A 15,113-nucleotide genomic window follows, 5' to 3' on the forward strand; every position below is an offset into this window, starting at 1 on the left:
TAACTACGACTATTTAATTACCCTTATGTTGATTAGGTAGTGTGTAATTTTTATGACAGTTGGGTATAATCCGCACCCTTGTCGCAACAGAGATGTAGGTTAATGTCAGTAGCATTTCGAGTGGATCAGGTAGAGTACCCGTTCCCAGCAAAACCACAGCCATTGTCAGAAGCACGTAAAGCTGAATTAAAGGCTGAGATCAAAGCTTTACTTAAAGCCCGTAACGCTGTGCTTGTCGCACACTATTACACCGACCATGAAATTCAGGCACTAGCTGAAGAGACTGGTGGCTGCGTGGCAGACTCATTGGAAATGGCGCGATTTGGTAGAGATGTAGAAGAGCAAACGTTAATTGTTGCTGGCGTTCGTTTTATGGGCGAAACGGCGAAAATTCTTAGCCCGGAAAAAACCGTACTAATGCCAACACTTGAAGCAACGTGTTCGCTTGATATTGGTTGCCCGGTAAAAGAGTTTAGCGAATTCTGTGATCAGCACCCTGACCACACTGTAGTGGTTTACGCAAATACATCAGCGGCAGTAAAAGCGCGCGCTGATTGGGTAGTGACCTCAAGCATCGCGCTGGAAATTGTTGAGCACTTAGACAGCCAGGGCAAAAAGATCATTTGGGGCCCTGACCGACACTTAGGCTCGTACATTGCCAAGCAAACGGGTGCCGACATGCTAATGTGGCAGGGCGAGTGTATCGTTCACGACGAGTTCTCTGCACAGAAACTAGCAGACATGAAAGCACTGTATCCAAATGCCGCGATACTGGTTCACCCTGAATCACCCGCAAGCGTGGTAGAAATGGCAGATGCAGTTGGCTCAACCAGTCAATTGATAAAAGCCTCGCAAACCATGGATAACGACACCTTTATTGTTGCTACCGATAAAGGCATCTTTTACAAGATGCAACAACTTACTCCAGAGAAGACGTTTATAGAGGCTCCAACGGGCGGTAACGGCGCTACGTGTAAAAGCTGTGCTCACTGCCCTTGGATGGCAATGAACGGCTTAGAAGCGATTAAGGCGTCTTTAACGGGCGAAACCGATGGGCATGAAATCTTTGTTGATGATGAATTGCGTAAAGGTGCACTCATTCCACTTGATCGCATGCTTAACTTCTCAGCCGAGTTAAAAGCGAAAGGCGGGCTATAAGCGCACGTTTTATAAGCACTTGCTGAATATTTTCCAGCAAGTTCTTGATTAAGCGCGCGGCTTTACCTACTATACGCGCGCTCGAGGGTTTTCGTCGTTGAAATCTTCTTGATACAAAATTTGGAGAGATGGCTGAGTGGCTGAAGGCGCACGCCTGGAAAGTGTGTATACGTTTATAGCGTATCGAGGGTTCGAATCCCTCTCTCTCCGCCAAATACTGAGAACCGGCTTTAGGCCGGTTTTTTTGTGCCTACCGATCAGCGCTGGATGATGCGCGGACACTTTTCGCTTACGTAAAAAGAAACCCGCTATGAAGCGGGTTTCTTTTTAAACGCAATTGTTGCGACGCTGGTATGCTAAAGCTAATAGCTTTTCATCTGTGATGTCGCGCCGCTGCTAATTACTTCGCAATTTGCTGGTGAAGCTTGATTAGGTCAGGAAGCTTTTTCGCGTAAATCGCTTTCTTTGTACCTGGGTGAAGTAATTGGCTCACGAACGTGCGTAGGAAGCCAAGTACAAACGTTTGAACGCGATCAGCGTCTGCATCACTTGGGTTAGCAATAAGCTTTTCTGTCTCCGCTTGTACTTTATGTACAATCGGGTCCATGGTGTCTTTTCCAGAAACTAGGTCATTACCAGTCACAACGCCTTTGCCAAGCAAGTCTCTAACTGCTGAGTATAAATCAGCAGAAACAGCGTTAGACTGTCCCCAGTTCGCAATGTTGAATTCTTCAGCAATCTTATCTAGATCAGCAGTTGGGTCGTTCGACTTCAATAGGCTGTCGATAAGTTTATGGGCTTCAGTTTGTTTTACGGGTGTTGATAATTCTGACATGGTTACATTTAATGATTATGTGGGTGAGCGCGTTATAAATATTCTGCCAGACAATGTCAACCCGTTTGCCGCCAATAGAGGCAAGAACGGGAGAGGAGCTTGCTAAGTCATTATGTAAACATGGCGAACCAAGCTCCGAAATAGCACCGAAATAACACAGAAATATTACTGAAAGAGTAGCAAAATAGAGAAAAGGCACCTGCTGCCAAGCACCCTTTATCAAATGAGTAAACGGGCTACGCGGAGATCCTATTTTCTTTGTCTACTTTATCTATTTTGCCTGTTCGACGTGCTGGGAAAGGCAACTTAATTGGACGTTTACCATTTAATGCAGCATGTTCTGATTTCACACTATACTTAGCGCTGTCTTTACTATGCATGCCCTTGGGGGTATCAGTTACATCGAAAAGCGGAGCAACAGGCTGTCTGTTTTCCTCTAGCTGGTAAGCAATGACTTTGTTTTCGGTTTCTAAAAAGGCACTTCCAGCTTGCTTACCAAGCTTATAATCATGACGAAGTTGTGCGTCTGTACTACCTAACAATTTACTTTGAAGCTTATCTGACGCAAAAATTTGAATAACCTCTACGCCTTCTGGCGGGTTTTCAATAAATGCCAATTCTTTTTGATACGCTTGTTCGTGCTGCAGCAGATAGTCGATGGTCTTTGGGCACGTGCCCGTTGCGCACATTACCGCGCTTAACTTTTGTAGCCAAGGCGACTGTACTTGAAAGCCTCTATCTACGGTGCGAATAACTACGATTTTCGTCGCGCCGCGCTTGTATGCTTCGGTAACAGGCAACGGTGCAGCCAAGCCACCGTCTAGAAAGAAATCGGTATTGGCTGCCTGTTTCGTCTCGACGTCAAAGTGCAGCGGTACGCCCTGTTTGTAAAGTAAGGGGAGGGCGCTCGAAGCCTTGATAAGATCGACCCAGTTGTGAGTACTTTTCATTGGATCGAGAAAATACGCCTGTCTGTCTCTGGAATTTGTGGCGGTAAATAAAATTTCTCTGTCCGCAACATTCGCCTTCGCAGTATCAAGATCAAGTAAACGGTTCGCTTCTTGGGTTTTGTCAAAGTACCAGTCTAAATCGACAATATGTTTGCCCATTAAACCTCTTCCCATTTGGAAAAAGCGTTTGTGTCGAGTTAAGCCGCGAATAAGACGCTTTGCATAGCCTTTTTGACGCGCCACAAAACTCGTTAAGTTCTGTGAGCCTGCTGAGGTGCCAATAAGAATATCGAAAGGGTCGTGTCCGGCGTCTAACCATGTATCGAGTACGCCTGCCGTAAAAATTCCTCGCTGTCCACCACCTTCCGCAACCAAGGCAACTTTGCCATTGTTCGACATTTCAGCATTGTGTGCTTTTGAATAAGCGAGAGAAGGAGCAGATTGTTGATCCGACATGATAACCCTCTATTTGACCATGACTATAAATTGACTACTTGGTCTAATTGTAGGGAGATCACGACGCCGGAGAAAATTGAAAGAATAAATCGGACTGATAGGAAATAACTGATACTGAAACACTTTTTGTTATTTCATTGTGATTTTTGTGTTTACATTTTGATCGTTTAATCGCAGTCTAACAAAGTGTTGAAAGCTAAACTTTCATTGGGAGTCAATAATGAAAATTGCCGTGTTAGGTGCGGGAAGTATTGGATGTTATGTAGCGGGCTGCCTGTTAGCCTCTGACCCCACATTGAGTGCCGCTAATGCGCTTACGCTCATTGGCCGTCAGCGTTTATATGATGATATTACTGCCAATGGTCTTAAAGTAACGGATTGGCAAGGGCGTGAGCAGCTAACAAAGCCTGAGCATATCGCTTTTTCAATTGAGAACGATAGTTTAGTTGATGCTGACGTCATTTTGCTTTGCGTTAAAAGCCAAGATACTGAGCAGGCTGCTGCGATAATCAATCAGCATGCAAAGCAATCTGCAGTCGTAGTCAGTCTTCAAAACGGAGTGGGTAATGCACACCTGCTTCGCCAGCACATAAAACAATGCGTAATTGCAGGTATGGTGCCTTTCAATGTTTTTTATAAAGGTAACGGCCATTTTCACTGTGGTACTGAAGGTAATATTGCCCTTGAAGATCCCAACAACCAATGTAGTGACATCATAAAAGCGCTTAACAACGCGTCGTTACCCGTTACGGTTTATAACGATATGAAAGCTGTACAGTATGGCAAACTCATTATGAACTTGAATAACGCGGTCAATGCACTGTCGGGTATACCGCTAAAATCTCAGCTAGGGGATAGGCAATACAGGTTGGTTGTGGCAAAGGTGTTGTCCGAGGCGTTAGCAGTGTTAAAAGCGGAAGGAATTACACCAGCAAGAACCGGTAAGGTCATTCCCAAACTGATGCCAAAAATTATGAAGCTACCTAATTTTTTATTCAATGTGGTGGCTTCATCTACGCTTAAAATAGATCCGGAAGCACGTTCATCAATGTTTGAAGATTTAGCGCTGAGGCGACGAACGGAAATTGATTATTTGAACGGCGAGATAGTCAGGCTCGGTGAAAAAAATCACATAGCTACGCCAGTGAATAAGCATATTGTTAACCTGATCAAACAACACGAAGTTGCTCAGAAAGGAAGTCCTCACTTACCGGCAAATGCTTTACTGTTCAAGTGAAAGGTCTATCTAACGGTGTATTTCAACGTTAAATATTACAGTTTTGTGTCATTTTTATGTCAGAGGACTTGATTCCTATACTAAATTATATATCCTGCGTGCAAACTTCCGTTATATTTAGTGTGCTTTGCTTTTCCAAAATCGTTTTTCTTCTTGTCTTCTGTTGAGTACTTTATGTGCGTCGCTTTTCCATACGACGGTTTTAGCGTCTGAGGTTGATGTCGAGCGTGAATCTAGCGCAACGTTCTCTCAATACAATGGCAACGGCCTTTCATTTCAAAGCGACAACAATACCTTCTCACTACGCGTGCGCGGTAGACTTCAGTTTCGCTATGCCAATCCCGGTATAAGCCAGCCTACCGAGCGTGCTGACTTTGAGCATAACGCCGGTAATCAATTTGGCGTTAACAGGGCGCGGGTCAAGTTAGACGGTCACATTGGTTTGCCTTGGATTAAATATGGTGTGGAATATGATGCTGTCGATCAGCGCACCCTGACCGCTACACTATCCTTTGAAAAGTATGACGCGCTTCGGTTTAAGGTTGGTCAGTGGAAAGTCGAGTATTCCAGAGAGCGCAGTGTTAGCAGTGGCGGCCAGCAAATGATGGATCGTTCAATCATCAACAGAATATTTACGCTAGATAGGCAAATGGGGGCATCCCTATACGGTAATTTTGATGGCCCAGGCGCGGCCAATTTCAATTACTGGGTAGGAGTATTCAATGGCTCAGGCCGTGGTGATTATAGCAATCACGATGGCGAGAATATGTATACAGGGCGATTACAGTGGAATTTCTTAGGTGAGTCTGTCGGGTTTAAAAACAGTGACATTAAACGAACAGGTACCCCCAAAGCAGCTCTAGCAATAGCAGGGGCGAAGTTCAAAAGCCAGTTTACGCGTTTTTCATCGTCTGGCGCTGGTAATTTAGCCAACTTTAGTGCGGGCGAGATCGAAGGTCAGTACGACATTCAGCAGTTTGTGATTGATGGTGCCTATTTTTATAAAGGGTTTAATGCTCAAGCGGAATATCATGAAAAAGATATTGTGGATTTAGCGGACAACAATAGAGAAACTACGCTGCGCGGCTATTATGTGCAGGCGGGCTATTTTTTGAGTGAATCAATCAGCTGGTGGCCAGAGCCCCTTGAAATGGCTGCACGCTTCGGGACCTATTCGCCCCGAGACAGTGAACAAGACGAACGCTTTTTTGAAAAGACAGTAGCATTCAACTATTTTTTTAACGGCCACGAAAACAAACTAACCGCAGAGGTAAGCAGGGTTTCACTGGATCAGTTCGATACTGAAGTAGGGGACGAGACCATCTACTCTCTGCAGTGGGACGTCAGTTTTTAACTACTCACGCCGGGCGAGCAAGAAACTCACCTAATGTGTTAACAAGGCGAGCCTTGTCTACGGGCTTGCCCACATGGGCATCAATTCTTCCGCGTAAAAGTTGTCGATATCTTGCTGCATGGCGTTAGCCGTCAGGGCAATGATGGGAATATTTTCTGCGGAACATGTGATGAAGGCAGAAAGTGGGGCGCCTTTATTGGCTTTTATAGCCTGATAAAAAACGCCTTGCGTGTAACGACACAGTAAGGCGCTCTAAATTCAGATTAATTAGCTATTGGCTTGTCGTTACTTTTGCTCAAGCACAATGCGCAGCATTCTGCGAAGCGGCTCTGCGGCACCCCACAATAGCTGATCGCCTACAGTAAATGCCGAAATATACTCTGGGCCCATAGTCAATTTGCGAATACGGCCAACTGGAATAGATAGCGTGCCGGTCACTTTCGCTGGCGTGAGCTCTTGCATGGTCGCTTCGCGGTCGTTTGGAACAACTTTTACCCATTCATTGTGAGCCGCAAGAATCTCTTCAATTTCGCTTACAGGCAAGTCTTTCTTAAGCTTAAGTGTAATCGCCTGACTGTGGCAGCGCATAGCGCCAACGCGTACGCAAATACCGTCAATCGGTACTTCGCCGCCTTTAATGCCTAGAATTTTGTTTGCTTCGGCTTGGGCTTTCCACTCTTCACGGCTTTGACCTGAAGGTAGTTGCGAATCGATATAAGGGATTAAGCTACCCGCAAGCGGAACACCGAACTGTTCACTAGGGTAGTCTGCGCTTCGAATAAACTCAGACACTTGTTGGTCAATTTCTAAAATCGCGGTAGCAGGATCTTCAACTTTAGCTTTCACATTACTGTGAATTGCACCCATTTGATTGATTAGCTCACGCATGTGCTGTGCACCTGAACCTGAAGCGGCTTGATAGGTCATTGGCGAAGCCCATTCAACCAAGTCTTTCTCAAACAGGCCACCGAGTGCCAGAAGCATAAGGGAAACCGTGCAGTTTCCACCTACGTAGGTACGAATGCCCTTTTCAATGCCACTATCAATTTCTTTACGGTTTACTGGATCTAGAATAATTACGGCATCGTCTTTCATACGAAGCGCTGAAGCTGCGTCAATCCAGTAGCCATTCCAGCCTGATGCACGAAGGTCATTATAAACTGCTTTTGTATAATCACCGCCTTGGCAAGTAATAATGATATCTTGTTTAGATAGTGCTTCGATGTCGTGCGCATCTTCTAGAACACCAGCATCTTTACCAGCAAAATCTGGTGCTGCTCTACCTTTCTGCGAGGTGGTGAAAAAGGTGGGCTCAATGTGCGCGAAATCCTGCTCTTCTTGCATGCGCTGCATTAATACTGAGCCAACCATACCGCGCCAGCCCACTAAACCTACTTTTTGTTGTGACATTAAATTGAGAACCCTTGTTACTAAAATGAAAAGTACTTCATCACTTATGTTTGTAAAAATTGGTCAATACCCAGACCTTTTCATTAATTGGCGTGTATTGGAAAAACATAAAAGTGATGTCGAGCGCCGCGTGCCTAGCGCACTGGCGCAATACCTGTCGTTTTTATTTTTGTCTTTGCAGTCTAAGTGTTATTTATCCCGCTGGCTAGATGGTTTTTATAAATAATCTATCGCTGATATAAGCATTTTAAAACACGATTAAAATGTAAGCTGTTTATTATATAGATTACCTTGAAGCTGCTTTAACGAAACCTGCGCTTATCTAGTTTAGGCATTATTGATAACTTAAAGTCAGGCAATTAATTACAAGAAAGATTGAGTCAGAGTTTTTTAAGAGAATTAACGGGTAGAGAGCAATAATGAAGACAGTATTGATTACAGGTGCCACTGATGGCATTGGTCTGGAGACGGTAAAGATGTTGGGCAAAGAACGGCACAACGTAATTTTAGACGGTAGAAGTAACTCAAAACTTGAAAATATAAAAGGTGCGTTAGAGGCTCAATTTCAAGGAAGTTCGTTTGATACTGTTTAAGCCGACTTAGCTTCGTTTGATGATGTTAGGAAGCTCGCAATTGCAGTGAAAGCCAAAAACAAGCATCTAGATGTATTAATAAACAATGCCGGCGTATTTAAGGTGGACAACCCCGTCACAAACTCAGGCCTAGATGCAAGGTTTATGGTGAACACCATCGCGCCTTATATGCTCATTTTAGGGTTAATCGATGTAATGGATGCACAAAGCAGAGTGATAAAGGTGTCATCGGCAGCACAGGCGCCTGTTAATTGGAGCGCGTTACGTGGTGAAATTCAGCTGTCAGATGGTGCTGCCTACGCGCCAAGCAAGCTAGCGATCACCATGTGGGCCATGAACTTGGGCAGCAAATACAAAAATAGTGGCCCTAAAATGGTATCGGTAAATCCGAAGTCGCTTATGGGTAGCAAAATGGTGAAAAGCGCTTACGGTATTGCTGGGGGCGACCTAAAGGTTGGCGCACAAATTTTTGTGGATGCCGCTTTCTCTGATCGTTTTGCCGATGTAGCAGGAGATTATTTTGATAATGATCATAATACCTTTGCAGCGCCACATTCGTTTGCTAATGAACCTTCCCATATTAAGATGCTAATTACCGAATTAGACGCCATCATCGCTGCGCATTAACCTTTTGATGCGCTGAAAAATTAGCTTCTCTATTTCACGCTTTGATTAAATAGGCAAAAACTTCAAACATCTTGTTAGTGAAAAGTAGGTCTACAAATTGCTTCAATATTTATAAGTGGTCCCTTACAATCTGTGAGGGATTATAAAATGTTGAGATACGTTAGATGAATGATGTAGTTCTTAACATGGAAAGAAAGTGAGGGAAGCATGCAGTACGATAGCCACAACAAATTTGCTACGACAACCGTATTTTTACACTGGCTGGTGGGATTAACCATTATCGGGTTACTCGCTACCGGCATTTACATGTCAGAAAATGGCGTTTATGCGCTTTATCCATGGCACAAGGCTATTGGCTTTATCATCTTATTTGTTGCGTTACCCCGCGTAATATGGCGTATGAAAAACGGCTGGCCCATCGCAGCTGCTAACTACAAACCGATAGAGCATAAGCTCGCATCTATCGTTCACTGGGTTTTGATCATCGCAACATTAATGATGCCTATATCAGGTCTGATGGCCTCGGTACTCGGTGGGCATGGCTTATCTGTTTTTGGAATAGAAGTTTTTGCGCCTAACTATAGTGTTGATGATCCTGAAAAAACGCTGCCTATCAATTACGAGCTGTCTAAGCTGGGTGGAGCGATTCACTTCTATTTAGGATACACCGTAATTGTCGCCTTATCGCTACACATCGCTGGCGCACTTAAGCACCATATTATCGATAAAGACGGCACGTTAAAGCGTATGTTGGGTAAAACAATTAGTGAATAATATGTGACGCACTTAGATACGCCGTACTATTGAGTGATTAATAGCGCGAAGATGAAAAAGAAAGCCGAGTTATCTGATAACTCGGCTTTTGTATGTTAGAAAGGCGCAAAACTACCTTTTTTATTGTTGGCCCCCGCGCAGTGAATTAGGCACAAGCGAAGAAGGCGCTAAAATTACAACGCGTAAGAGTATTGAAAGTAGAATGCTAGGAAAGTATTAACATTTTATTCTATATTTTCATCGTCGAGCCGGCATTGGTCGACAAAGATAAGATAGTCGTCAGGTGAGGCTATCTTATTTTGTTTTGCTTTATACATGGCAATATCAGCGAGTTTTATCAATGCATGCATATTGCTACTAGTATTAGGGTAGAAGGAGACACCAACGCTCATAGAGACCACAGTCGGCTTACTATCGTTATTAAAATAAAAAGGTTGTTTAACGCCAGCATTCACTTTCTCTATAACCCGTTTAACAGACTCTTCATCATCCGCTTGCAGTAACAACATAAATTCATCGCCGCCCCAACGTATAGCGACATCGTTTTTGCGTATTTTTTCTTTTAATTGCTCAGCAACAAAAATGAGAACCTCGTCACCCGCATCGTGACCGTAGATATCATTTACTGCTTTAAATCCGTTAAGGTCGATCAGAGCTAACGCAAACTGGTGTTCCTTTCTCATGAGTTTGGCTATGAGCTTTTCACCGCCATTTCGATTGTAGATACCTGTTAACGCGTCAAAATCTGCTTGTAGGGCAAGCTTTTGTAACTCTTGTCTACGGCTCGATATATCATTTAACGTAAGCTGGTAGTAACGTTCACCTTCTTCTGTGAGTAATGGGCTGGCAATAAGTTGGACCCAAATAGCACTATCATTTGAGCTACTCTTTAGCTTGTACTCTCCTGTCGCAAACTCGTTTCGCGCGAAGGTTTCTTTAAGTGCAGCTTTCATTGCTTCTGGTGTTTCGAATAGTTCGCCTAACAGTTCGCCATAGCCTTGCTTTATTCCAAGCTCCGTCTTCTCTACCAAATCATTAAATGCGTCGTTTCGAAGCGCTATCGTACCATTCTCGGCCATTAATACTGTTGCAGTTTTGGCGTTCTCAAACAGCATTCTAAATCGCTTTTCAAGAAACTCTATTTCTTCTCTTAGCTGACGTTCCTGCGTGAATTGCTCTTCAACTTTATTTAGCAGTTGATTGGTGTCGTAAACGAGTTTACCTATTTCACTGCGCGAGTGATATTTCGGGATAGGGATCCTCTGCGATGTTCCAGGCGTGATTTGGTGTAGAGAGCGGCCAACTCGTAACATAGGGGAAATAATAATGTAGTAGGTGATTATCAAGGCTACTATACCAACTACCAAGGCTTCAGCGTACAGTGAGTAGCTGTTGTCGATACTGGTTTTTTCTGCCTGGTTAATGATGTACTCGAAATTAGGATAAACGTTAACTTCAGCTACTGCCTCTTCCGGCATAAAGGGGTGCCTGACCACAAACACCCGGGATTCAGTGTTTTTGTTGATAGCTTCAGTTACATTTGTTTGGTAGTAAAGGGCGTCGCTTTTGATAGAGGCCGCTAGAATTTTGTCAGTTTTAACTAAACCATTAATGGCTTCTTTGGCTAAGTCTTCATCTTCTAAAAAAGCCGCGATGGATGCGGTTGCAGCTACGGTTTGATAAAGCTCTTCTATATCCCTGTTCGCTTCTTTTATCTCGTTTTCGTAAGTCACGCGATAAAAGAATTCAGCGGTAGTAAGCACTACCAACATTGCAGCTACGACTAAAAATAGCGAGAAACGAAAACCTAGACCTTGTATGTTAATCAAAACGATACACTACCTTCATACTGTTTGTCACAGTCGACTCATATACATAAGCTAGCGCCGACTCATCTTCCTCAAGCCTTAGCTTGATATCGTCAAGAGTTTGCTCTACCGCAGGAGGTTTAACGCGGCCAGAGAATTTAAGTCGTGACCAATACGCATTTACCCTTGCAAGGGGGAGACCTACCAAAGATTTATAGAACTGGCTTTTCAGTTCGGCATCTAATTCTACGTCTATCGGCGTGGCTTCTTTGCCATTTGGAAACGCTGAGTATTTACCCATAAATAGGTCAATTAAGCCTTTTTTGTCCAGTACCTGCACATCATTGTTAAGGTTGGTCACTACAACAATTCTCTCTTGTGATTGTGCCGCAGAAGCCGCGCTATACATAAAAAGCGCTAAGCCTATAATTAAGGGGAAGTGTTTAAACAAACTCATGTTCATTCCCCTTAAAAGCTAAAACTTAAGGCGAGGAATAAGGTGTGTGCTACACCGCCTTCATCGTCAACGACTAAACCATCACGGGCACGAAGCCCTGTCCCTCTAGCTTTTACATCAGTTCGTTCAACTTGTGCTTTAAACGCTAGGTTTTCTCGTAGGTCCCAGCGCCAGCCCACTGAGAATGTCTTCTGTCGGTGAGCCAGTGTGCTGGCCACTTCTTCAACAAACATCGCTAGTTGAGCGGTTGCAGGAATGATGGGAAATTCAGACTGTTCTTCGCTAAGAAAATAGGTATCAGTTTCTGCAAAAGAAAATAGACCGTAAAAGGTATGCGCACCGTAAAGATAACTAATATTTAGAAAACCATTATAAGAGGGTCTTAGTGCGACAGATTCTGAATCAATATGCGAAAGTTCACCGGACACTTCCCAGTCACCTAAATATCTGCTGGCATAAATAGAGGTATATTGAATAGTTGCGTCGCGCAGTCGCAGTGAATCTGAAAAGTCAGCCGCTCCACTCCAAAAAGGTTGTAATAACTCTACAGCAGCGCTGATTTGTGCTATATCGAAATTATCGTTATCAGCTTCAGTGCGTGTGTGTTTTAACGCTACGCTCCAATCAAAAGCGGTTAATTCAATGCCCAGCGTGCGCAAATTTTCAAAGGTGATAGGTTCAAAGTCCCTACTTGAAAAGTCGCTTTCTCCTTGACCCCAAAAACCCTTTACCGATAGGTTGAAGCTATCATAACGTTTTAAGTAACGAATATCTGCGCCGTCAAGGCTTCTAGCCGGGACAATGCCGTAAACTTCCGTGGGTACTTTTACCCAAGGGTAGGCTATAGATACGTCTCTGGTATCACTAAAATGAAAGATATCGGCTGCAAGTCTTCCTGCTCTGACCTGCCACGAAGGCGTTACGTCATAGCGCAAAAAAGCCATCTGCGTTATTGAGTCTATGTCCTGCTCATCTTGCTCTCGATAAACAAATTGCCCTACAAAGTCGAGATTGTTTGACAGGCTGTAATCAAGCTGCACGCCAATAAGGCTTAAAGGCTTAAACGCAAAGCCCCCCTTTTTTGCAGATTCTGCTTGTGAACGGTCGGTGCGAAATTGATAAGTGCGTGTATCTGCTGTGGCCGTTGCAAGCGTACCAAAGCCGCTAATCTTAAGTTTGCTTTGTTCTGCTGCTGCAACGTTAGCTAGCAGCAGGCTGAAGATGGCCGTGAAGAACAAGTACGGCTTTTTCATCATTGTATTACCCAATTTGAAATCTACGTTAAATGTTGCCGGAAAAGCATTGTTTTGACAATTTTACTTTAGTACAAGCATAGTATAGAAACGAGGAAGCTACTGAAAAGTTGGTGTTTTGTTTTGTAAATTAACAGAATGACAAAAAACAGTTCTCTTAGAATGAGATAGTCCTAAGTAACTGTGCCGTTCAGCTTTTCGTCCCAATACGGAGTACCACTAAAACGTTCAGCTAAGAAATCAATGAATGCACGAACCTTAGGCGCTAATAAACGGTTACTAGATACACTGCCCATAATGCACAATCGGTAGCGAGAGGTTAATCCAGCACTATTTGCACTAACTCGTCACTTTCTAAATAAGGGTAGCTGCACCACGTAGCGGTAAGGGTAATACCACAGCCTTGAATACAGGCGTCGCGCACCGCTTCACCATTGTCCATACGCAAGTAATTAGGCGTTTTAATAGAATTGACACCTTGGCTGGCTTTAAAGTCCCACACTTCTAAGCCGGTAAGGCTAACTATTTTGTGTTGTTTCAAGTCGGATGGCGTTTCTGGCTTACCGTATTTTTCATTATGGCTTTTCGACGCCACAATAAAGCGTTTATCATCAGCAAGCAGCGTTAGCACAATTGACATGATGATTCGTCAATCGGGTGCTGAATTAACCTTTTGCTCCACAATTACCTGATGGGGCCCTGGGAATGGACTTCGCGGGCACTGTTGAAGCTGTTGTTGAAGGCGTTACAGACTAAAAAGTAGGTGGGCTGTGCCGGTGGTCTTGGCGATTTACAAGGCTCACTTGCCGAGAAAATGTTGGCCGAGGTTGGTCCCGTAGCACACCTTTCGCCGCAGTAACCTTTACTGTGGCTTATTTTCATTTGTAACTTTTATCTAAAAGAGCCGGATCACAAAAGTCAGTGCTATCTACATAGTGTAAATGCTTTATAATTCTTCCTGCAAAGGAGAGATAAACGTGAACGAATATGCTCGGTTTTTCAATGGCTACCCTTCAACTGTTGTAGAACAAGCCCTACAGCTAATTTCGGACAATCGGTTAAAAAGCTACTTGTTGAAAAAATATCCCAAAGCCCATGATATAACTACAGATAAGCTGCTTTACCAGTACGCGACAGAATTTAAAAAGCAGTTCTTAAAAAATGCGCCACCATTTGATCGGGCAGCATTTAAGAAACAAGGGGATATGGTTACCAATGCGTTAGGTACGCATACTTACCGTATGCAAGGTAAAACGCGCAAACACGACTTAGCCATTAACAACGTTTTACTCTATGCACCAGAGCCTCTGTTAAAAGCACTGGTAGTTCATGAGCTGGCGCACTTTAAAGAAAAGGATCACAACAAAGCGTTCTATAAACTTTGTTGCTACATGGAGCCTGATTATCATCAGCTTGAGCTAGACTTGAGGTTATTCTGCGTGGCGGTGGCCATGGGCGATAATCCATATGTTTGATGTCAATAATCAGCCAGTATCTATTTGAAAATGTTATGTGCCGGACTACTGAGATGATTTTTCAAAGCTAATACCCTGAGCTGAGATACTGAGTTAACGTACCCTGTTAAAATACTGAGCTAATATATTGAGTTAGGGCTACCATTTACAATCGTTTGAGCCTAATGCTAATGCGAAGAAGTAGAGTGAAAGTAAAAAGGAGACTTGATGAGCATTGCCAAAATTATGTCTACTCGTGTAGTCAGTGTGCACATGGACGACAGCTTGCAGTCATTAAGAGAGCTATTCGCAGCAACGGGGTTTCATCACTTGGTTGTGGTTCACGATAATAAGCTTCAGGGCATTATATCTGATAGAGACTTAATGAAATCAGTTAGCCCTTTCGTCGACACGTTAAGTGAGCGAATGCTTGATCGCGCAACGCTTGATAAACGTGCCCATCAAATCATGACCCGCGAGGTGATTACGCTAAATCCCACTGATTCAGTATTCGCGGCCATTGAGCTGTTCAATACATATAAAATATCCTGCATTCCCATCATTGATAAAAATAAGCACCCGGTTGGCATGGTGTCGTGGCGAGATGTAATGAAGTTTATGCAAAGTAGGGTAGAGGCTAAGCGCTAGTTTGCCGCGTTTGCATCAATATCGGCGCGTTTGCGTTTATATCTGCACGTCTGTGTTAATAGTATAAACATAGCTAAAAAAGAAGTGGCCTCTCTACCA

Annotated in this window: 13 protein-coding genes, 1 tRNA gene and 2 pseudogenes; 9 read left to right on the forward strand and 7 right to left on the reverse strand. The window is 43.7% G+C overall.

What is annotated here, in order from left to right:
• The first annotated feature begins 102 nt into the window (after positions 1–102).
• Both nadA and RJ41_RS03040 read left to right on the forward strand, forming a co-directional pair.
• Positions 103–1,158, forward strand: a complete 1,056-nt coding sequence (nadA, locus tag RJ41_RS03035) for a quinolinate synthase NadA (RefSeq protein ID WP_024016000.1) — start codon at positions 103–105, stop codon at positions 1,156–1,158.
• 122 nt (positions 1,159–1,280) lie between these two features.
• A tRNA-Ser gene (locus tag RJ41_RS03040) sits at positions 1,281–1,371 on the forward strand.
• Between the two features lie 187 nt (positions 1,372–1,558).
• Here RJ41_RS03040 and RJ41_RS03045 read toward each other — a convergent pair.
• Both RJ41_RS03045 and RJ41_RS03050 read right to left on the reverse strand, forming a co-directional pair.
• Complete coding sequence (locus tag RJ41_RS03045) at positions 1,559–1,993, reverse strand: hypothetical protein (RefSeq protein WP_014976038.1); 435 nt, start codon at positions 1,991–1,993, stop codon at positions 1,559–1,561.
• 236 nt (positions 1,994–2,229) lie between these two features.
• The gene (locus RJ41_RS03050; RefSeq protein ID WP_039216784.1) at positions 2,230–3,399 is read right to left on the reverse strand and encodes a patatin-like phospholipase family protein; all 1,170 of its coding nucleotides are present in this window, start codon (positions 3,397–3,399) and stop codon (positions 2,230–2,232) included.
• A gap of 220 nt (positions 3,400–3,619) precedes the next feature.
• Between RJ41_RS03050 and RJ41_RS03055 the strand changes: the two genes are divergently transcribed.
• A complete protein-coding gene (locus tag RJ41_RS03055; RefSeq protein ID WP_039216786.1) occupies positions 3,620–4,636 on the forward strand; it encodes a 2-dehydropantoate 2-reductase in 1,017 nt (338 codons plus the stop codon).
• Positions 4,637–4,799: 163 nt separating this feature from the next.
• Positions 4,800–5,990: an OprO/OprP family phosphate-selective porin gene (locus RJ41_RS03060; RefSeq protein WP_240485716.1), complete on the forward strand. Its 1,191-nt coding sequence runs from the start codon at positions 4,800–4,802 to the stop codon at positions 5,988–5,990.
• Positions 5,991–6,275: 285 nt separating this feature from the next.
• On the opposite strand, the gene asd is transcribed toward RJ41_RS03060, so the two are convergent.
• On the reverse strand, positions 6,276–7,400 hold the full coding sequence (gene asd / locus RJ41_RS03065) for an aspartate-semialdehyde dehydrogenase (protein ID WP_039216790.1): 1,125 nt from the start codon (positions 7,398–7,400) through the stop codon (positions 6,276–6,278).
• 419 nt (positions 7,401–7,819) lie between these two features.
• Here asd and RJ41_RS03075 point away from each other — a divergent pair.
• Both RJ41_RS03075 and RJ41_RS03080 read left to right on the forward strand, forming a co-directional pair.
• A pseudogene (locus RJ41_RS03075) lies at positions 7,820–8,620 on the forward strand (SDR family NAD(P)-dependent oxidoreductase).
• A gap of 207 nt (positions 8,621–8,827) precedes the next feature.
• Complete coding sequence (locus RJ41_RS03080) at positions 8,828–9,394, forward strand: cytochrome b (RefSeq protein WP_039216793.1); 567 nt, start codon at positions 8,828–8,830, stop codon at positions 9,392–9,394.
• Between the two features lie 224 nt (positions 9,395–9,618).
• Here RJ41_RS03080 and RJ41_RS03085 read toward each other — a convergent pair whose 3' ends face one another.
• The 4 genes from RJ41_RS03085 to RJ41_RS03100 all read right to left on the reverse strand — a co-directional run bounded on the left by RJ41_RS03085 (position 9,619) and on the right by RJ41_RS03100 (position 13,552).
• Positions 9,619–11,223 carry a sensor domain-containing diguanylate cyclase gene (locus RJ41_RS03085; protein WP_039216794.1) on the reverse strand — a complete coding sequence of 535 codons (1,605 nt, stop codon included), beginning with the start codon at positions 11,221–11,223 and terminating at the stop codon, positions 9,619–9,621.
• Complete coding sequence (locus tag RJ41_RS03090) at positions 11,216–11,659, reverse strand: hypothetical protein (protein WP_039216797.1); 444 nt, start codon at positions 11,657–11,659, stop codon at positions 11,216–11,218. The genes RJ41_RS03085 and RJ41_RS03090 overlap by 8 nt, the downstream gene beginning before the upstream one ends.
• Positions 11,660–11,670: 11 nt before the next feature.
• Positions 11,671–12,915, reverse strand: coding sequence for a hypothetical protein (locus RJ41_RS03095; RefSeq protein WP_039216799.1), 1,245 nt, complete (start codon positions 12,913–12,915; stop codon positions 11,671–11,673).
• A 316-nt stretch (positions 12,916–13,231) separates the two neighbouring features.
• Positions 13,232–13,552: a LysR substrate-binding domain-containing protein gene (locus RJ41_RS03100; protein ID WP_052235386.1), complete on the reverse strand. Its 321-nt coding sequence runs from the start codon at positions 13,550–13,552 to the stop codon at positions 13,232–13,234.
• Here RJ41_RS03100 and RJ41_RS19300 point away from each other — a divergent pair.
• The 3 genes and pseudogenes from RJ41_RS19300 to RJ41_RS03110 form a co-directional block, all read left to right on the forward strand.
• Positions 13,524–13,756 (forward strand): annotated as a pseudogene (locus tag RJ41_RS19300) (alcohol dehydrogenase catalytic domain-containing protein); the annotation flags it as partial. The gene RJ41_RS03100 and the pseudogene RJ41_RS19300 overlap by 29 nt on opposite strands.
• A gap of 133 nt (positions 13,757–13,889) precedes the next feature.
• The gene (locus tag RJ41_RS03105) at positions 13,890–14,387 is read left to right on the forward strand and encodes a M48 metallopeptidase family protein (protein WP_039216802.1); all 498 of its coding nucleotides are present in this window, start codon (positions 13,890–13,892) and stop codon (positions 14,385–14,387) included.
• A 207-nt stretch (positions 14,388–14,594) separates the two neighbouring features.
• Positions 14,595–15,014 carry a CBS domain-containing protein gene (locus RJ41_RS03110; protein WP_039216805.1) on the forward strand — a complete coding sequence of 140 codons (420 nt, stop codon included), beginning with the start codon at positions 14,595–14,597 and terminating at the stop codon, positions 15,012–15,014.
• The last annotated feature ends 99 nt before the right edge of the window (positions 15,015–15,113 follow it).

The organism is Alteromonas marina, assembly GCF_000808575.1.
Lineage (GTDB): Bacteria > Pseudomonadota > Gammaproteobacteria > Enterobacterales > Alteromonadaceae > Alteromonas > Alteromonas marina_A.